The organism is Salinisphaera sp. PC39, from assembly GCF_040361335.1.
GTDB lineage: Bacteria > Pseudomonadota > Gammaproteobacteria > Nevskiales > Salinisphaeraceae > APNM01.
The window spans coordinates 1-16,245 of record NZ_APNM01000027.1; the positions used below are offsets into that span (position 1 = coordinate 1).

At 63.0% G+C, this 16,245-nt stretch carries 23 protein-coding genes and 1 pseudogene; 19 read left to right on the plus strand and 5 right to left on the minus strand.

Translation table 11 applies throughout. The features are described 5' to 3' along the window. The 5 genes and pseudogenes from PC39_RS16315 to PC39_RS16335 all read left to right on the plus strand — a co-directional run. Positions 1-459, plus strand: a pseudogene (locus tag PC39_RS16315) (hypothetical protein); the annotation flags it as partial. 150 nt (positions 460-609) lie between these two features. After that, on the plus strand, positions 610-936 hold the full coding sequence (locus PC39_RS16320) for a hypothetical protein (protein ID WP_353254479.1): 327 nt from the start codon (positions 610-612) through the stop codon (positions 934-936). A gap of 46 nt (positions 937-982) precedes the next feature. After that, positions 983-1,834, plus strand: a complete 852-nt coding sequence (locus tag PC39_RS16325) for a ParA family protein (RefSeq protein ID WP_353254480.1) — start codon at positions 983-985, stop codon at positions 1,832-1,834. Continuing rightward, positions 1,831-2,346, plus strand: a complete 516-nt coding sequence (locus PC39_RS16330; protein ID WP_353254481.1) for a hypothetical protein — start codon at positions 1,831-1,833, stop codon at positions 2,344-2,346. The genes PC39_RS16325 and PC39_RS16330 overlap by 4 nt, the downstream gene beginning before the upstream one ends. Positions 2,347-2,429: 83 nt before the next feature. Then, complete coding sequence (locus tag PC39_RS16335; protein WP_353254482.1) at positions 2,430-3,410, plus strand: DUF4238 domain-containing protein; 981 nt, start codon at positions 2,430-2,432, stop codon at positions 3,408-3,410. A 156-nt stretch (positions 3,411-3,566) separates the two neighbouring features. On the opposite strand, the gene PC39_RS16340 is transcribed toward PC39_RS16335, so the two are convergent. Continuing rightward, positions 3,567-4,058: a TIGR00645 family protein gene (locus PC39_RS16340; RefSeq protein WP_353254501.1), complete on the minus strand. Its 492-nt coding sequence runs from the start codon at positions 4,056-4,058 to the stop codon at positions 3,567-3,569. Between the two features lie 217 nt (positions 4,059-4,275). Between PC39_RS16340 and PC39_RS16345 the strand changes: the two genes are divergently transcribed. The 4 genes from PC39_RS16345 (at position 4,276) to PC39_RS16360 (ending at position 6,833) form a co-directional block, all read left to right on the plus strand. Continuing rightward, complete coding sequence (locus PC39_RS16345; protein ID WP_353254483.1) at positions 4,276-4,623, plus strand: hypothetical protein; 348 nt, start codon at positions 4,276-4,278, stop codon at positions 4,621-4,623. A 42-nt stretch (positions 4,624-4,665) separates the two neighbouring features. After that, positions 4,666-5,328 carry a class I SAM-dependent methyltransferase gene (locus PC39_RS16350; protein ID WP_353254484.1) on the plus strand — a complete coding sequence of 221 codons (663 nt, stop codon included), beginning with the start codon at positions 4,666-4,668 and terminating at the stop codon, positions 5,326-5,328. Between the two features lie 28 nt (positions 5,329-5,356). After that, entirely contained in the window at positions 5,357-5,572 is a 216-nt protein-coding gene (locus PC39_RS16355) for a hypothetical protein (protein WP_353254485.1), read from the plus strand. A 352-nt stretch (positions 5,573-5,924) separates the two neighbouring features. Next, complete coding sequence (locus tag PC39_RS16360) at positions 5,925-6,833, plus strand: DMT family transporter (protein WP_353254486.1); 909 nt, start codon at positions 5,925-5,927, stop codon at positions 6,831-6,833. A 27-nt stretch (positions 6,834-6,860) separates the two neighbouring features. Here PC39_RS16360 and PC39_RS16365 read toward each other — a convergent pair whose 3' ends face one another. Next, positions 6,861-7,796 (minus strand): transglutaminase-like domain-containing protein, encoded by a 936-nt coding sequence (locus tag PC39_RS16365; RefSeq protein ID WP_353254487.1) that lies wholly within the window; start codon positions 7,794-7,796, stop codon positions 6,861-6,863. 285 nt (positions 7,797-8,081) lie between these two features. On the opposite strand from PC39_RS16365, the gene PC39_RS16370 reads away from it, so the two are divergent. The 10 genes from PC39_RS16370 (at position 8,082) to PC39_RS16415 (ending at position 12,939) form a co-directional block, all read left to right on the plus strand. Beyond that, positions 8,082-8,531 carry an SRPBCC family protein gene (locus tag PC39_RS16370; RefSeq protein ID WP_353254488.1) on the plus strand — a complete coding sequence of 150 codons (450 nt, stop codon included), beginning with the start codon at positions 8,082-8,084 and terminating at the stop codon, positions 8,529-8,531. Positions 8,532-8,668: 137 nt separating this feature from the next. Continuing rightward, positions 8,669-8,914, plus strand: coding sequence for a type II toxin-antitoxin system CcdA family antitoxin (locus PC39_RS16375; RefSeq protein ID WP_353254489.1), 246 nt, complete (start codon positions 8,669-8,671; stop codon positions 8,912-8,914). Beyond that, positions 8,914-9,213 carry a CcdB family protein gene (locus tag PC39_RS16380; RefSeq protein ID WP_353254490.1) on the plus strand — a complete coding sequence of 100 codons (300 nt, stop codon included), beginning with the start codon at positions 8,914-8,916 and terminating at the stop codon, positions 9,211-9,213. The genes PC39_RS16375 and PC39_RS16380 overlap by 1 nt, the downstream gene beginning before the upstream one ends. Positions 9,214-9,326: 113 nt before the next feature. Then, positions 9,327-9,923, plus strand: a complete 597-nt coding sequence (locus PC39_RS16385) for a plasmid pRiA4b ORF-3 family protein (protein ID WP_353254491.1) — start codon at positions 9,327-9,329, stop codon at positions 9,921-9,923. A 16-nt stretch (positions 9,924-9,939) separates the two neighbouring features. Further along, positions 9,940-10,233 (plus strand): HigA family addiction module antitoxin, encoded by a 294-nt coding sequence (locus PC39_RS16390; protein ID WP_353254492.1) that lies wholly within the window; start codon positions 9,940-9,942, stop codon positions 10,231-10,233. Positions 10,234-10,409: 176 nt separating this feature from the next. Continuing rightward, entirely contained in the window at positions 10,410-10,652 is a 243-nt protein-coding gene (locus PC39_RS16395; protein WP_353254493.1) for a type II toxin-antitoxin system Phd/YefM family antitoxin, read from the plus strand. 49 nt (positions 10,653-10,701) lie between these two features. Further along, a complete protein-coding gene (locus tag PC39_RS16400) occupies positions 10,702-10,968 on the plus strand; it encodes a YrhK family protein (protein ID WP_353254494.1) in 267 nt (88 codons plus the stop codon). Between the two features lie 115 nt (positions 10,969-11,083). Then, positions 11,084-11,530: a 2,4'-dihydroxyacetophenone dioxygenase family protein gene (locus PC39_RS16405; protein WP_353254495.1), complete on the plus strand. Its 447-nt coding sequence runs from the start codon at positions 11,084-11,086 to the stop codon at positions 11,528-11,530. Positions 11,531-11,555: 25 nt separating this feature from the next. Next, the gene (locus PC39_RS16410; protein WP_353254496.1) at positions 11,556-11,924 is read left to right on the plus strand and encodes an EthD domain-containing protein; all 369 of its coding nucleotides are present in this window, start codon (positions 11,556-11,558) and stop codon (positions 11,922-11,924) included. A 43-nt stretch (positions 11,925-11,967) separates the two neighbouring features. After that, complete coding sequence (locus PC39_RS16415; protein WP_353254497.1) at positions 11,968-12,939, plus strand: alpha/beta fold hydrolase; 972 nt, start codon at positions 11,968-11,970, stop codon at positions 12,937-12,939. On the opposite strand, the gene PC39_RS16420 is transcribed toward PC39_RS16415, so the two are convergent. The 3 genes from PC39_RS16420 to PC39_RS16430 form a co-directional block, all read right to left on the minus strand. Then, complete coding sequence (locus PC39_RS16420; protein WP_353254498.1) at positions 12,936-13,949, minus strand: threonine ammonia-lyase; 1,014 nt, start codon at positions 13,947-13,949, stop codon at positions 12,936-12,938. The two genes, PC39_RS16415 and PC39_RS16420, sit on opposite strands and share 4 nt — an antisense overlap. Continuing rightward, positions 13,946-15,202 carry a M24 family metallopeptidase gene (locus tag PC39_RS16425; protein ID WP_353254499.1) on the minus strand — a complete coding sequence of 419 codons (1,257 nt, stop codon included), beginning with the start codon at positions 15,200-15,202 and terminating at the stop codon, positions 13,946-13,948. Before PC39_RS16425 ends, PC39_RS16420 begins: the two co-directional genes overlap by 4 nt. A gap of 141 nt (positions 15,203-15,343) precedes the next feature. Further along, complete coding sequence (locus PC39_RS16430; protein ID WP_353254500.1) at positions 15,344-16,093, minus strand: methyltransferase family protein; 750 nt, start codon at positions 16,091-16,093, stop codon at positions 15,344-15,346. Positions 16,094-16,245: the final 152 nt, after the last annotated feature.

A 16,245-nucleotide genomic window follows, 5' to 3' on the forward strand; every position in this document is an offset into this window, starting at 1 on the left:
CTCCATCCTCTCAAGAAATGGAGCCTCCGGGAATCTCGGGGCGGTTCACTCCTCAGCTATATCAAGGCAGTTGAGTCCCAGTACGATGACGGCGACGAGCCCAGTAATTACAACCTGACTCTTCGGATCGATGTCCGATTTCAGAAAGGCAAGAGCACCGAAGCGCTACCTGTGAAGGTCACCGATGATCCAGACGCGCCCGAGGTTCGGTTGGCTGAAGAGGACGTAATTGATAAGTACCCGTGGGACTATCAAGTATTAACAACGCGATTAAGCAGGCGATACGTCGACTTCAAAGTCAATCAGAAATATCACGATGTGAGGAAAGCTCTGGAAGCAAACCCCAAGCTGGCTCATCAGCGATTTTTGAATCCAAAGAATCCGAAAGGCGGCAAGAAGACCTTATATAATCCCAATATAGTCAAAGAGTTCGATGCCCACTACAAGCGAGTCAGCTAACAAATCGCATATAGACGCCTCCCGAGAAAACCCAAGAAAACCGGGTCAGACTGATATTTTCACACACTCTATTCATATACCTATACGACCACTGTGACCTCCATCACTAGAATCGGACACCGCTATCGCGACAAAAGTACGGACAAGACGTTGGACGTCTGGTTCCCTCGCGATAACCAACGTATCGAACGTCACTGTCTCGCCGAGAAAATGAACCTGATTGAAGGTGACTTTGTCACTGTCGCCATGTCTGATCCAGAGGAATCGCCGGCCACCACCGAGGAAGTCTACCTGCGACTGCACCTGCTATCTGAACTGGCCTTACGCCCGAATGACCTCCCCCGCTCTCAGCGCCTCCGCGCATCAAGCCAGCATGCAATTATCCGATGCACTGGCCACTCATTGCATTCAATCAATGCGGCAAATGCAGAAGTCGCGATATTACGGGCGAAATATGCCGTGAAACAAGGTGTCTGACAACTTTTTACGTGAACTCAAGCGTTAAGTAGAGGGAGATAAGAGCATGGCAATAGTAGTCTCCATGATTAACATGAAAGGCGGAGTCGGGAAGTCTACCTTGACCTTTAACTTGGCATGGCGCTCCGCTTGGCGCGAAAACCTGCGGGTCTTGGCAGTCGATCTGGACCCGCAAGCTAACCTAAGTCAATACTTCCTAGGTGCGCAGAAGTACATGGACATGCTTGAGTCAGGCGCGCACTCAATCGTCGACGTATTTGAGCAGTTCTCGTCGCCCACAAAAACCAGTGGTAGTCCAAGCTTATTAGAGCCGGAAACTGCTGTTCAGGTTCTCAATGAATGGGACGACGGGAGCCTTTTGCATTTGGTACCGTCACGGCTCGAATTGTCGTGGACCCTGAAAAATCCTACTGAGAAGGCTCAGTTGCTACCGAAATTTCTAGCCGACATCAAAGATGCCTACGACTTAATACTAATTGATTGTGCTCCGACAGAGTCTATATTGACCTTGGCAGCCTATAGATCCAGCCGATATGTCTTTGTGCCGGTGCGGCCTGAATTTCTCGCGACGATTGGTCTGCCTTTGCTTGCTCGGTCATTGAACGAATTTAGGATTATGCACAGTGACCAAGATCTTGAAATGGCTGGAATAATTTTTAACGGATTGCGTCGTTCGAATACGCCCCCAGAACAAGAAAAGTCAATGAAAGACGTGCGAAGCCTTGCGACGGAACATTGTTGGCCCGTACTCGATAGCGTCGCGCATCATTCAGATTCATATGCCACCGGATCACGCGAGCGGACACCGATTTTCCAGACATCCTATGCAAGAGACTACGTCGTACACGAGTTCCACAAAGTGGCCAATGAATTTCTCGAAAAGGTTCAACTTAAGTGACCGATAGCATCTCAAAAGTTATAAAAAAGATTTCTCGAATGAGGGTACACCATTCCGAGGATGATATTCGGGCCGCGATGCGACAAATATTGGAGGGCGGATTCCCTGATCGGAACCGCGATGTCAATACGGGTCGCCATAGAGGCAGTGGTGGATCGAAGCGGGGCAAACCGCTTTCTGATGGAGTATCGAGAGCTGTTCTAGAACTGGAAGGGTCAGACCCAGACAAGTTCAAAATGCTGTCGTCCTTTGATCGACTTTTGCGGAAGGGAGATGTCCTGAAGGATATGCGGTCTTTGCGTGAGTTCGGGCAGTCGATCGATAAGTCCTTCGAGCCTGGTAAGGCAAGAAAGGAAGCGGTTCCTCGGCTTGTACAACTGCTTGCGGATATGCCGATGGACCGACTCGCTACAGTCGTTGAATCAGCGTTAGACAAAGAGAGGAGAAGGGCTGATACGGATGACGACTATCAAGCTCTTGCAAACTTTCTCATGGCCAAACGTAGCAAGTAGCGGAGCGATGCATAGCATGACGCTTAACCGGACGCTCGTGCCTGGCGCCGGTCAGCTCTTCGGTAGGCGGCGGGTCAACATAAATGGCAGCTTCAACCAGCACTGAAGTTCAGCATTACGTTCCCAAGTTCATCCTCAAAAAATTCTGTGGCGGAAAGAAGCCACAGTTGTGGGTCTACGACAAGCACCAAGGCCGTTCCTTTAAGGCAAACGTCAATCGAATTGCTGCTGAGTCGGGGTTCTATGATTTCGAGCTAGGTGAGGTGCCCGTCACCTTAGAGCAAAGCTTGAGTGCCCTAGAAGCAAAGGTTGCACCCATTTTCAAAGAGATAGATCGTGCGGGAAACATCGCGTTCCTAGATGACGAAGCTAAAGCACTTCTTGCGTATTTTTTCTCTGTGCAGCTCGTCCGTACCAAGCGGCACAGGGAGCAATACCGGGATATCCACAACGCGATTGAGGAAGCACTTTCACGGCAAGGTGATGACATTACCCAATTAGAAGGTTATGAGCCTCCAACAGAACAATCGTTGAAAGAGTCTGGGATACACGCACTTGCCAATGCCCACGACTATGTCTCGCACTTCCTTGATAAGTCGTGGGTGTTAATGAGGGCCAGAAAGGGATTCCCATTCATTACCTCCGACCATCCAATTTGCATGCAGAATATGCTCGATCATGGGCCTCGCGGAAACTTAGGACTAGGTGTGGCTGGGATCGAAATCTACTTTCCAATTAGCACCACATGGTGTCTTTGCATGCTCTGCCCAAGCTACCAGAACGAAATCATTGATGGATACCAGAGGTATAAAACGATGGCCATGGCAGGTCGCTTGCCTCCTGGGCTTGCTCTTCAACCGTTCGAACTTGAGGAGTTGGTTGCAGGGTTTCTTGAAGGAGCAGGGGTAAGGACGCAAGATGAATCAATCCTTAATATAAATTCGTTACACGTGCGCAACTCCTATCGGTTTATTTTTTCCTCGAAAAATGATTTTGAGATGGTTGAGGACATTCTTTCGGAGCATCCAGACCTCAAAACGGGGGCGAAATTTACCGTTGCCTAATTATAGTGTTGCTTTTCTGGGGGAAGCTCCATGATACCGATAGCTTATGCAGACACAGCGATCCGCTGCCCCGCCGCTCAAGCATTCTCCTTCGTATGTAACATAGAGCGGGCCTTCCAGGGACAGGATAGTTAACTCCAGAGCCTCACCGATACATCAATCATGCCGCGTCAACCGGTCGAGCATCCCCATCGCAAACGCCGACGCGACAAAGGTCAGATGTATCACCACGTACCAGAACAGGTGGTCCTCCACCACGTTCGGCGTGTTCATGAAGACCTTCAGCAGATGGATGGACGAGATCGCCACGATGGATGAGGCCACCTTGTTCTTGAGGCTGGTGTAATCCATCCGGCCCAGCCAGCCCAGCTTGTCCTGCTCGGCGGCCAGGTCGAGGCGTGACACGAAGGTTTCGTAGCTGGACAACATCACCATGATGATCAGGCCGCCCACCAGGGCCAGGTCGATGAGCGTGAGCACCAGCAGCACCAGGTCGGTTTCCTTGATGGCGAAGATGCGCGGCAGCACGTGGAAGATTTCCTGGAAGAACTTGAGGCCGAGCGCGAGCAGCGCCAGGCTCAGGCCCAGGTATATCGGTGCCAGTATCCAGCGAGAGCCGTAGATAAGGCGTTCCACCGCGGTTTCGATCTGCTTGCTCGTCATCGTCGTTCCAGTTGCCCGTTTGGTCGTGCGTGGGGCGTGAATTTAAGGCCACGGACGGTGTTCTACAACGTTCGGACTCCTCGACCGGCAATCACGCGACCATGCAGCTCGGGGACGGTATCTGAGCCGAGATCACGCACATCAGCTAATCTCACCTCCTATAGCGAACCTTGACCTCTGCAATGCTCTGATGGAGTAGCCAATGACCGCCATGGAACCGGGTCTCGTCTTCGTCTTCTCGATCATCGCCCTCGTGGTCGGCACCTTCGCCTACAAGATCATCAAGCACGGCGGCTTCAAGGCCGCCATGTTCGGCAGCTCGATCAAGCGCACGGTCGGCGAGGTCGAGGGTGGCGGCTCGCGGATGTTCCGCATGAAGCTGCGTGTCCACGAGCTGGGCGGGTCGTCGGATAAGGCGGTGGGGGTCGAACTGGTCGCGAAGAGTCTGGCCAGCTACCAGATGCTGCCGGTCTCGCTGTCGCACCAGGAAGCGCAGAAGCTTATCCGGCTCTTGCAGTCGGCCACCAACCGTTCGGGGGGATCGGTATAGACTTGCAGCGGCCACCGCACGCTATTACGAGGACATGGGCAGATGGATCTGGAACAGGGGATGGACGGGAGGGACGCACGATTCTGGGATAACGCTGCCCGGAAATACGCGGCCTCTCCCATCGACGACGAGGCCGGCTTCGAGAGGACACTGGCACGCACGCGCGAGTTCATGGCGCCCGGCACGCGGGCACTGGAGCTCGGTTGCGGCACGGGCACGGCGGCCCTGCGCCTTGCAGATGCCGCCGAGAGCTACCTGGCCACCGATATCTCCTCGCGCATGATCGCCATCGCGCAGGATAAGCTCGCAGGGGCTCGCGAAAACGGCTTGGACGGCCGACTGCGTTTCCGCCAGGCGACCGCCGCCACGCTGGTGCGCGAAAACGCTCTTTACGACGCCGTTATCGGCTTCAACTATCTTCATCTCGCCGGCGACCTGGCCACCGTGCTCGGCCATATCCGCGCCCTGCTGGCACCGGGCGGTGTCTTCATCTCCAAGACGCCCTGCATCGGGGACATGAACCCGCTCATCCGGCTCGCCATCCCGCTGATGCGTCTGGTGGGCAAGGCACCCGGCGTCACCACGTTTTCCGCCGCGTCACTGGAGGCGGCGATCCGCGCCGCCGGCTTCCGGGTCTTGGCGAACGAACGCCATGGCTCGAAGAAAAGCGACATGCGGCCCTTCATCGTCGCCCGCGCGCCATGAGCGCCCCGAATCCAGGAAGGAAATCAAAATGACACGAACCCTGTTGGTGCTGCTTGCCGCCTTCTCGGTATTCGGATGTGGGAAGAAGGCGGTTTACGACAATGTTCAGATCCATAACCGACAGCAGTGCGCCAGGTTGCCGCCATCCCAGTACGAAGACTGCATGGAAGACGCCGAAAAGACTTACGAGGAATACCGGCGGGAGCGCGAAGAGGCTCTCAAGCAAGACGCCAGCGGTCCATAGATAAAGGAGGTTGCGGCGACATCGGCCAATACGTGCATCCCGGACGAGCCCGCGAGAACAACAGGCTGCCTCGAATGTTTCCGCTGGGTCCCGGATAAGTCGCAGAGCGACTTTCCGGGACGACGGGGGATAGAGTCCGCCCCGTTCGTTATCCCGGACACGCCGGGGTGACGAACGATCACGAGTGTCACGCGGTTCCGGAAGTATCTCCCTCCCGCTTTTCCCATAGCGAAGCAACGACAAAACCAAGCAGGTAGACTGTCCGGCAAGCTCTTGCAGCGACTGCGGGACAATGGCTTTGCCAGGCACGCCCTGCCCGCGGCACCAATCCCCACGGACCAGAAGGAGCCGAATGGCAATCGCGAGTACGGCGCTGGTGGTGCTGGCCGCCCTCTTCTGGGGGCTGTCCGGCGGCATCGGCGGCATCCTCATGGCGGACGGCTGGGATGCGTTCGTGGTGTCTTTCTACCGGGGTGCGATCGGCCTGGTGTTCGTGCTCGGGTGGCTGGCCTGGCGGCCGCGCGGCAGCGGGCTCGGCAACCGGACGCTGTGGTTCTGGTCGGCGCTGGCCGGGCTCGGCGTGGCCGGCAACTTCGCCTTCTACTTCGTGAGCATCTCGGAGGGCAGCGTGGCGGTGGCGGCCACGCTGATGTACTGCGCCCCGGTGTTCGTCTACCTGGTCTCGTTCGCGATCAAGCTGGAACAGCCGACCCTGCTCAAGTGGGCCGCGATCGCGACGGTGATGGTGGGCGTGGTGCTGCTGACGGGTATCTACGACGTCGGCGTGGGCAAGGTCACGCCGCTGGGCGTGGGCGCCGGGCTGTTGTCCGGGCTCTCCTATGCGTTGTTCATCTTCGGCTTCAAGTACGCGGCGCCGCACGGCAGCCCGCAGGCGATCCTGGTGATCGCCTTCACCGTGCTGGTGGCCGTGCTGTTCTGGCCGGGCGATCCGGACCAGTTCGTGGCCGCCGTGACCACGCCGAGCTGGCCGCTGTTCGTGGCGTTGGGGGTGTTCGGCGCGGGGCTGTCGTTCGTGCTCTACATCATCGGCCTGAACCACACCGCGCCGGCGGTGGCCTCGATCGTGGCCATGGTCGAGCCGGTCACCGCGTCGCTGTTCGGGGTGGTGATCCTGGATGAGAGCCTGGCCGGGGTGCAGATCGTCGGCATGGCGCTGATCCTGCTCACGGTGACCGCGCTGAGCGCGTCGCCGAGTTCCGAGCAAACCTCGCCGGAGCTGACCACCACCGAGCGGGACTGACGCCGCCGGCCGGCGCCGGTCCGTCCCTCAGTACATCGGGTCGACCCGCAGCCCGGCGCCCTGCTCCAGCGCCGCCAGCGTCTGGTCGGACACGTCGCCGGGCGGCCGGATCGCCGGCCCCGAGGCCTCCACCAGGATGTAGGTCTCGCCTTCGTGCTCGATCCAGCGCTGGCCCGGCGCCGGCTCGCCGGCGATGCCGAGCAGGTAGTGGTCCGGGACGTGGACGCCGACGATGCGCCGGTCCGTGAGGTGCTGGAGGATGGCGGCCAGCAGGGCCGACTTGGTGTCGCAGTCGCCGTAGCCCTGTTCCAGGGCGCGGGGCGGTGGATAGAAGTCCAGGATCTTGCGGCCGTTCTCGACCTGGGCGGGGCGCTCGTACCTCATGCCGCCCTGCACCAGCGCCATCGCCGCCTGCATGGCCCATTGCGTGTCCCGGCCGTTGCGGGCCGCCAGCTCGCGCAGGGCCCGGACGACGGGTCGCACGCGGTCGCGGTTGCGGGCCACGGCGGCGGGCACGTCCACGACCATCTTGAGGCGGCCGTTGTCCTGCTCCAGCAGCCGCATGCCATGGTCGTGGTAATAGCGCCGCCACTCCCGGCTCCAGGTGCAGTCCGGGTCCGCCTGGCAACGGTTGTAGCGCGCCTTGCGCTCCACGTCGGAGACGCCGAACTCCGCCGTGGCCTGGCGGCTCCAGGCCGCGGGCATGTCGAAGCGGATCGCCAGCGGCCGGCCCTCGAAGTCCCGGAAACGGGCCTGGAAACGATAGACGCCGTCGTCGCCCAGCTCCCGGGCGAGTCGGTCCGCGTCCGGCGAAACGGCGCCGGGCTGCGAATAAAGGGCGTCACCGCCCCGCGCCGCGGTGCCGTCGCCGGCCCCGGCGTTCAGGGCGAAACCGCCCAGGGCGATCGCCAGCGCGGTCAGGGTGGGCGTCCGGGGGAAGCGCCGGATTCCTCGTGCCTTCATGTCCGTACCTCGTCCGTGTCGGCCGCGACGGGACGTCCGTCGCGGCTCCCCTTCCCCCCGGGGATGTCCCTGTTTATTTGATCGGCAGCCGGTTGCCGGGCTTGAGTCGGCCGCCGGGGGCCTTTACCCGGTGAGACGGTGCAGGGACGGCGGGGTAACACGGCCTGGCGCAAAAGCCGCCCGGGAACGGGATGTGTGACGGAGGCTGCCGCTGTCGAAACCGGGTGTGCCCGTTCGACCAAGGGGAGTACTACCGGCGTCGATCAACGAACAGGAGCACCGATCATGCCCAGCACCGTCCACCTGCACCGCGTCCTCCGTGCCGCGCCCGAGCGCGTCTACCGGGCCTTCCTCGATCCGGATGCCATGGGCAAGTGGCTGCCGCCGCACGGGTTCACCGGCAAGGTCCACGAAATGGATGCCCGCGTGGGCGGCTCCCACCGGATGTCGTTCACGAACTTCACCACGGGCACGAGCCACGCTTTCGGCGGGGAATACCTTGAATTGGTGCCGAACGAGCGGCTGCGCTACACGGACAGGTTCGATGACCCGAACCTGCCCGGCGAGATGCGGGTGACCGTGGAACTCAGGCAGGTGTCCGTCGGCACTGAACTGAACGTCACCCAGGACGGGATTCCCGACATGATCCCCGCCGAGGCCTGCCATCTCGGCTGGCAGGAATCGCTGGCGGCACTGGCGGCGCTGGTGGAGCCGGAAATACCGGACGGGGGCTGAGGACATGCCCGGCCCGGCGGGCCGTTGGCCGGGAACAGTGGCCGCGTCGTCTCGATAACCTCCGCCTGAGCCAACTCATTGATGCGCATGAATCATGGGCATAAACTCAGGGCATTGGTCCGCGAAACGAGTGCACCATGCCGACAGAGGAACCCCGCCCGGCGTCCCGCCGCGCCACCAACGTGTCCCTGGACAGCGATTTACTGCGGGAGGCGCGATCCCTCGGCATCAATGTCTCCCGCTCCGCCGAGGCCGGTATCGCCGAGGCCGTGAAGCGGCGCAAGCGGGAACGGTGGCTGGAGGAAAATGCGGCGGCACTGGAAAGCTCCAATGCCTACGTGGATGCCAACGGCCTGCCCCTGTCCAAGCACCGCCAGTTCTAATGGCTCGGTTCGATGTCTTCCGCTACGAGAGTGGCAGCGGCTATCTGCTCGATGTGCAATCCGACCTGCTGAGCGGCTTGAGCACCCGTGTCGTCGTGCCGCTGCTACCGCTTGACCGGGCCCCCGCACCCGCCGAGCGGCTCAATCCCGTGTTCACGGTGGAAAGCACCGAGGTGGTGATGGCTACGCAATTCATGGCGGCGGTACCCGGCGGCGAGCTTGGGTCACGCGTCGCGAATCTAAGTGAACGGCAGCAGGCTATTAGCGCTGCCCTGGATATGCTGTTTCTCGGGTTTTGAAAGAGATAGGGTTACGGCTGACCCATGTGGCTTCAACCGCGCCCGGGGACCGCATCGCCTACCCATAATCATTCCCGGAATTCCAGGGAGACGACATAACCGGAGACCAAGGCATGGTCTATCGATTCAAGATAACGCTGCTGGAAATAAAGCCCGAAATCTGGCGTCTGATCGAGGTGCCCGGAACCTATTCGTTCTGGGATTTGCACGTTGCCATTCAGGATGCGATGGGGTGGCTCGACTATCATCTTCATGAATTCCAGGCGGCCACGCGTGACGCGGATACGCCTGTCTCCATAGGCATTCCCGAAGATGAATCGGACGACCGAATCCAGGCCGGCTGGAAAGTGCCGATAGGCGAGCACTTCCAAAAGCCGGGTGACTCAGCCCTTTACGAATACGACTTCGGGGATGGCTGGGCACATAAGATCATGCTTGAATCCATCGAGCCAGCTTCGCCGGGTACGGAATATCCTCGATGCGTTGACGGAGACCGGGCATGTCCTCCCGAGGATTGCGGCGGCGAGCCCGGTTATAATCGCCTTTTGGACATCCTGGCCAACCCCGAGGATCCCGAGTACGAAGACATGGTCGACTGGCTGAAGAACCATGCCAAGAATTACCATCCCTATCAGCCCGAGGTCTTCGATCCCCAATCCGTCGAATTCTGGGATCCCGAGATACGATTTCAAATGATGATGGACGGCTGAATGAGGGCTGTCACTGATGGCCATGAACAATCCCCCGCATCCCGGCGAATTCATCCGTGAAATCTATATGGAGCCGTACCACATTACGGGTCGTGCCTTGGCGGCCAAGCTCGGGGTGTCCCCTTCGACGCTCAATCGTCTGCTCAGAGGCAGTAGCGGTATCAGTTCCGAGATGGCGCTTCGGCTCTCCAAGACCTTGGGCCGTTCCCCCGAGAGTTGGCTGGCGATGCAGGACAAGTACGAGCTTTGGCAGGCCAGGCGCAGGGTCAATCTCGATGCGGTCGAGAAGATCGAGTTCGATGCGGCATGAGCAAGGCGGCGCGGGTGCCCCCAATGCGGCAACCGGCCACCGTACCTGACACGTGCCCTATCCGACGTTGGCGGCCGACCGACTCAATCGTGGAAACGCGGCATAAACATAAACACCCCTCGCTCAAGTGATGTCGTACATGGACTGTCCACGACAACCGCTCTGAATCACCGATCATGAGAACCATCACCGCCACAGAAGCCCGCGCCAAGCTTTCTCGCCTCATTGACGAGGTGGCCGAATCGCATGAACCGCAGTTGATCACGGCCAAGCGGAACAAGGCGGTCCTGATCGCGGAGGAGGATTGGAGGGCGATCCAGGAGACGTTGTCCCTGCTGTCCGCGCCCGGCATGCGGGAGTCGATCCGGGAAGGCATGAACACCCCCGTCGAGGATTGCGGCCAGGGACTTGATTGGTGAGATATCCGTGCCATCCATGAACCCCTGATTCCGACCCGAGGAGCCGCGCATGAGCAAGGACCGCGACGTCACAATCACGCTGGGACACGAACAAGTACGCATCAGCGGCCGCTACGAGACCGCCAGCATCCTCAACGATTTCCTGATCGCGCTGTGGTTCCTGGTGGGCAGCGTGTTCTTCCTCTATCCCGAGCTGAAGGAAGCCGGCGCGTGGCTGTTCGTCGTCGGCAGTTTCCAGTTCCTGGTCCGGCCGAGCATCCGGCTGGCCCGGCGCCTGCATCTGCGGCGTCTTCCGGAGAGCGGCTGGGAATCCTGAGCGGGGCCGTTTTTTGCAATCCGCGCCATTTTGTCCTACAACTTGGTACTGCAATAATGCGAACGTCCACCCGGCCGTACCGGTGAGACAGGATGTCGCGGAGGAGATGCCCGCCATGAGCGCAGTGATGCCCTACGGCGTCGGAGACATGCTCTCCAGCGCCAACGCCCCGGACCTCGCCTGGGTGCCCTGGACCGCCGAGGGGACCTATTTCAAGCTCCTGAACGCCGATCCCGAGACCGGCTTCTACAGCCTGGTGCTCAAGGTCGAGCCGGGCACGCACCTAAGCGTGCAGCGCCACATCGACCCCGCCGAGGCCTTCGTGCTCAGCGGCAGCTTCTATTACGTGGACGAACCGGACAGGGTCTATGGCCGCGGCGCCTACGTGCGCGAGAAGGCCGGTGCCGTGCACGAGCCGGTCAGCGACGAGGGCGCCGTGATGTTCGCGGTGTTCCACGGCCCCATCGAGCGCTTCGGCCGCGACGGCCGGCTGCTCGGGGCCTTCGACTGGCGCTGGCATGTGCATGCCTGGAACGCCGCCGGCGGCCACTACCCGATCTGATCCCCCTCCCCAAAGGAGAGTTGCCATGATCAAGCTGGTCTACGTCGTGCGGCGGCGGTCCGATTTCACCCCCGAGGCCTTCCGCGAGCGCTGGCGGCAGCACGGCCCGCTGGTGGACAGCGTGGCCGAGACCATCGGCGCGCGCCGCTACATCCAGAGCCATACCGTGGACACCCCCGTGAACGACGCCCTCGCCGAGGCCCGCGGCATGGGCGAGCCGTACGACGGCATCACCGAGGTCTGGTGGGACAGCCTGGACGATCTGGTCGCGGCCAGCCAGACTGAGGCCGGTCAGGAGGCGATGCAGCGCCTGGTCGAGGACGAGAGCGAGTTCATCGACCTGCAGCGCTCCTCGGTCTTCATGACCGAGGAGCACACGATCTTCGAGCGCTGACGCCCCCGACGGCGACCGACAACAACACACGGGAGGGCCGCCCATGGTGGTCGAGCCGGATTTCGAGATGATCCCCACCAACGGGGTCACCCTGCGCACGGTCGTGGCCGGCGAGGGCCCGCTGGTGATCATGGTGCACGGCTGGCCGGAGTGCTGGTATTCCTGGCGCCACCAGATCGGACCCGTGGCCGAGGCCGGCTACCGGGTCGTGGTGCCGGACGTGCGCGGCTACGGCGGTAGCGACAAGCCCGAGGCCCTGGAGGCCTACGACATGCCGTCCCTGATCGGCGACGTCCTGGGCCTGATCGACCATTTCGGCGAGTCCGAGGCGATCCTGTTCGGCCACGACTGGGGCGCGCCGGTGGTCTGGAACACCGCCGCCCTGCATCCCGACCGGGTCCGCGGCGTGGCCGCGCTGAGCGTGCCCTGGCTGCCGCGCGGCGAGGTCTCGGCGATCGAGCTCTGGCGCCAGATCTACGCCGGCCGCTTCTTCTACCAGCTCTACTTCCAGGAGCCCGGGGTCGCCGAGCGCGAGCTGGAGGCGGACGTGCGCCGCAGCCTGCGCATGATCTACTACAACCTCTCCGGCAACGCCCCCAAGGACATCTGGATCCAGGACAAGCCCGAGGACGCCACCCTACTCGAGGGACTGATCGACCCCGAGGTGCTACCGGACTGGTTCACCGAGGCGGATCTGGACTATTACACCCGCCAGTACGAGGCCAGTGGCTTCGGCCGTCCCATCAACCGCTACCGCAACCAGCAGCGGGACTGGGAGCTGCTGCCGGAGCTGACGGATGCGCGCATCGAGCCGCCCGCCTGCTTCCTCGCCGGCACCAAGGAGATCGTGCTGTCGTTCGTGCCGGGCGCCGACCTGATCGGCAACATGAAGGTCCTGACCGACGACCTGCGCATCTGCCGGCTATTCGAGGGCGCCGGCCACTGGCTGCAGCAGGAGCGCCCCGACGAGGTCACCGAAGCGCTGCTGGAGTTCCTGGCCGGCCTGGAGCGCTAGCCGGCCCGCTCCAGCAGCCGGTACAGCAGGTCGCGGTCGAGGTTGCCGCCGGTGATCACGGTGGCCACCCCGGCCTCCGCCGGCGGCCGCACGGTGCCGTCCATCAGGGCCGCCACGCCCAGCACCGCCCCCGGCTCGGCGTAGAGCTTGCCCTCCGTGATCACCGCCCGGGCCGCGGCGACGATGCTGTCGTCGTCCACCGTCACCAGTTCGTCCACCACCTCGCGGCTGATGGCATAGGTGTGCTCGCCGGCGCGGTTGGCGCCCAGGCTGGCGGCGATCGTGTCGATCCCGGTCAGCGCCACCGGCCGGCCGGCGTCCCAGGCGGCGCCCAGCGTCGACGCGCCGGCCGGCTCGACGCCGACGATGCGCACGTCCGGCCGGCAGGCCTTCAGGGCCAGCCCCAGGCCGCAGATCAGGCCGCCCCCGCCCACCGGGCACAGCACCGTGTGCAGACCCGGGCACTGGGCCTGCAGCTCCAGGCCGACGCTGCCCTGGCCGGCGATGATCCGGGGCTCGTCGTAGGGCGGCACCAGCGTGGCGCCGCGCTCGGCCACCAGCTCGCGGGCCCGCCGCCAGGCCGCGTGGATGTCGCCGTGCAGGATCACCTCGGCGCCGTAGTGCCGGCAGGCCTCGGCCTTGTAGGGGCTGCTGCCCTCGGGCATGACCACGGTCACCGGCACGCCCTCGCGGCCCGCGGCCCAGGCCAGGCCCATGCCGTGGTTGCCGGCGGATACCGCCACCAGCCCGCCGGCCCGCTCGGCCTCGGTGGCGTTGGCGAGCCAGTTGAGGGCGCCGCGCGGCTTGAAAGAGCCGGTGGGCTGGAACAGCTCGCACTTGAGCCACAGCGGCCGCCGCAACACCGTTTCCAGCGGCGCCGAGCGCAGGCAGGGACTGGGATCGAGGCGGCCGCCCACGACCCGGCCGGCGGCCTCCACGGCATCCGGGCCGATACCGCCGGCCTCCGGGGTCATGTCCGGGTGGGCGCCGGGATTCATGCCGGGGTTCATCGACGCACCGTGAGGTCGGCGGGGACGGTGGTGAGGAACTCGCAGCCATCCTCGGTCACCACGACGGTGTCGGACAGGAAGGCGTCGCCCAGCGGGCTGCGCAGCAGCCAGGACATCAGGTGGAACACCATCCCGGCCTCCAGCCGCATCTCGGAGCCGGCCCGCAGGCCCACGGGCACGCCGCTGCCGGACCAGCTCGGCGGATAGCCGATGCCCACCGAGTAGCCGCAGTGATGCCGGCGGTAATCGACGCCGTGCCGGTCGAGCACGCCCTGCCACGCGGCGTAGACATCGCCGGCCTGCACCTCCGGGCGGATGGTGTCGGCCGCGGCGTGGGCCGCCTCGCGGCAGATGTCGTTGGCGCGCACCGCCTCGTCCGGCGCGTCCCCCAGGAACACCAGCCGCCCCATGGGCGCGTGGTAGCGCCGCACGCAACCGGCCATCTCCAGGAACAGCAGGTCGCCGTCGCCGAGGACGTAGTCCTGCCAGGTGCCGTGCTCGTGATCCAGGGTGGTGGTGGCGCGCACCAGCGGCACGAAGCCAGGATAGGTGCCGCCGCGGCGGCACATCTCGTTGTAGGTGGCGCCCATCACGTCGCGCTTGTGCACGCCCAGGCCGGCGGAGGCGATGGCGGTGAGCATCATCGCGTCCGAGACGCGGGCGGCCTCGCGGGTGCAGGCCAGCTCGGCGGGCGACTGGCGGATGCGGAAGCCGTCGACCAGGCCGGAGGCCTCGTGGAAGACGGCCCCCGGCAGCCCGGCCTGGATGCCCTCTGCCAGCGCCGCCGGGAAGAAGCTGCCGGACTTCTCCATGCCCAGGACACCCTCGGCCAGGCCCAGCTCACTGACCACGTCACAGGTACAGCGCACCGACGGCGGCGCCTCGTCGACCGCCGCCCTGCCCGGCGCCGGCCAGGGCTCCAGGGTCTCCGCGCCCTTGGCCGGCGGCGGGCCACCGGCCGGGGCACGATCCGCGGCGCTGCCGTCGGGATAACCGACGTGGTGGATACCCGGCACCTGGTCGCGCACCACGGCGTGCTCCATGGCGCGGGTGATGAGCACGGGCTCGCCCTTCGCCGGCAGCACCAACATCTGGTAGGCGAAATAGCCCATGTGGTCGAGACCGACCAGGTAGTAGATATTCTCGGGACTGGTGATCAGGATGGCGTCCAGGCCGCGCTCGGACAGCGCGGCGCGGACGCGGTCGCGGCGCTCGCGGAACTCCGCGTCGGAGAACGGCGGCGTGGCGCTCATCGCAAGCCTCCGTTGACGGTGGTTCGTCGGTCTCCGCTCGTGCGGGCCCCATCCTAGTAGCTAGTATCCCGTCTCACAATTGACCTTGCATTGCGCGCGGCCTTCGACGCGCCTGGCGAGCGGTCTGGTCGGTTGCGTTGTCTAGAGGATACCCGGCAGCAACCACCAGCTCCGGCGCTTGTAGTCGGCCCATTCGGTATAACGCGCCATGCTCGCCTCCTTCATGGCCATGTTCACCGCGAACACCGTGGTCCAGTACCAAGCCAGGACCAGCGCCGGCAGCCAATGCCAGACCAGCAGCGCGAAGCTACCGTAGATCAACATCTCGCCCAGGTAGTTGGGATGGCGGACGTAGCGGAACATGCCGTCCGTGATCAGGCCGCGCTGAACCCGCAGGGTGAAGTATTTCTGGGCGTCGGCCGCCACCATCACCGCGGTGCCGATCAGGCACAGCGCGATGCACAGGCAGAACCAGGCCGGCTCGGGCAGCGGATAGACGGGATCGGCGGTGCCCGAGATCAGCAGCCAGCCGAACGACCAGTACAGGCCCAGGCCGATCGCGGCATAGACCGTGCTCGGCAGGGTGATGCGCACCTGCCAGTTGGGGTCCGGGAAGGCCAGGTCCTTGAGCAGCCAGACCAGGCCGTAGCCGCCGTGCAGGGCCAAGTAGACCCAGGCCGCGGGCGCGGTGGCGGCGGGCGTGGCGTCCGCGTACCACCACATCAGGAATCCCAGGAACGGGAAAGTGCCCGCCTTCTGGGCGTTCACCACCCAGGCGAACTTCAACGGCCGCGGGCCGCCGCCGAGGTTGTACAGGAAACGGTCGTTGAACCGGTCCAGCCGCGCCGCCCAGCCGGGCGCGCGGGTCGCGGCGGATTCGTTCGTGCTCATATTGTGTCTCCCCCTGTCTTGCTCCTTCTCCCCTTGGGGGAGAAGACCGGGTTGAGGGGTTCGCCGCAAAGCGGCGCCGAGTTTCTTGTCCCCCTCACCCTAACCCTCGTATGTTGCCAACGCCACGGCAATCAGGAGCATGAGAAGAGTTG

Bases quoted from the DNA above. Each gene is read 5' to 3' on its own strand.
- PC39_RS16325 (WP_353254480.1), top strand. From the start codon at position 983: ATGGCAATAGTAGTCTCCATGATTAACATGAAAGGCGGAGTCGGGAAG.
- PC39_RS16335 (WP_353254482.1), top strand. From the start codon at position 2,430: ATGGCAGCTTCAACCAGCACTGAAGTTCAGCATTACGTTCCCAAGTTC.
- PC39_RS16345 (WP_353254483.1), top strand. From the start codon at position 4,276: ATGACCGCCATGGAACCGGGTCTCGTCTTCGTCTTCTCGATCATCGCC.
- PC39_RS16350 (WP_353254484.1), top strand. From the start codon at position 4,666: ATGGATCTGGAACAGGGGATGGACGGGAGGGACGCACGATTCTGGGAT.
- PC39_RS16355 (WP_353254485.1), top strand. From the start codon at position 5,357: ATGACACGAACCCTGTTGGTGCTGCTTGCCGCCTTCTCGGTATTCGGA.
- PC39_RS16360 (WP_353254486.1), top strand. From the start codon at position 5,925: ATGGCAATCGCGAGTACGGCGCTGGTGGTGCTGGCCGCCCTCTTCTGG.
- PC39_RS16365 (WP_353254487.1), bottom strand. From the start codon at position 7,796: ATGAAGGCACGAGGAATCCGGCGCTTCCCCCGGACGCCCACCCTGACC.
- PC39_RS16370 (WP_353254488.1), top strand. From the start codon at position 8,082: ATGCCCAGCACCGTCCACCTGCACCGCGTCCTCCGTGCCGCGCCCGAG.
- PC39_RS16375 (WP_353254489.1), top strand. From the start codon at position 8,669: ATGCCGACAGAGGAACCCCGCCCGGCGTCCCGCCGCGCCACCAACGTG.
- PC39_RS16380 (WP_353254490.1), top strand. From the start codon at position 8,914: ATGGCTCGGTTCGATGTCTTCCGCTACGAGAGTGGCAGCGGCTATCTG.
- PC39_RS16385 (WP_353254491.1), top strand. From the start codon at position 9,327: ATGGTCTATCGATTCAAGATAACGCTGCTGGAAATAAAGCCCGAAATC.
- PC39_RS16390 (WP_353254492.1), top strand. From the start codon at position 9,940: ATGGCCATGAACAATCCCCCGCATCCCGGCGAATTCATCCGTGAAATC.
- PC39_RS16395 (WP_353254493.1), top strand. From the start codon at position 10,410: ATGAGAACCATCACCGCCACAGAAGCCCGCGCCAAGCTTTCTCGCCTC.
- PC39_RS16400 (WP_353254494.1), top strand. From the start codon at position 10,702: ATGAGCAAGGACCGCGACGTCACAATCACGCTGGGACACGAACAAGTA.
- PC39_RS16405 (WP_353254495.1), top strand. From the start codon at position 11,084: ATGAGCGCAGTGATGCCCTACGGCGTCGGAGACATGCTCTCCAGCGCC.
- PC39_RS16410 (WP_353254496.1), top strand. From the start codon at position 11,556: ATGATCAAGCTGGTCTACGTCGTGCGGCGGCGGTCCGATTTCACCCCC.
- PC39_RS16415 (WP_353254497.1), top strand. From the start codon at position 11,968: ATGGTGGTCGAGCCGGATTTCGAGATGATCCCCACCAACGGGGTCACC.
- PC39_RS16420 (WP_353254498.1), bottom strand. From the start codon at position 13,949: ATGAACCCCGGCATGAATCCCGGCGCCCACCCGGACATGACCCCGGAG.
- PC39_RS16425 (WP_353254499.1), bottom strand. From the start codon at position 15,202: ATGAGCGCCACGCCGCCGTTCTCCGACGCGGAGTTCCGCGAGCGCCGC.
- PC39_RS16430 (WP_353254500.1), bottom strand. From the start codon at position 16,093: ATGAGCACGAACGAATCCGCCGCGACCCGCGCGCCCGGCTGGGCGGCG.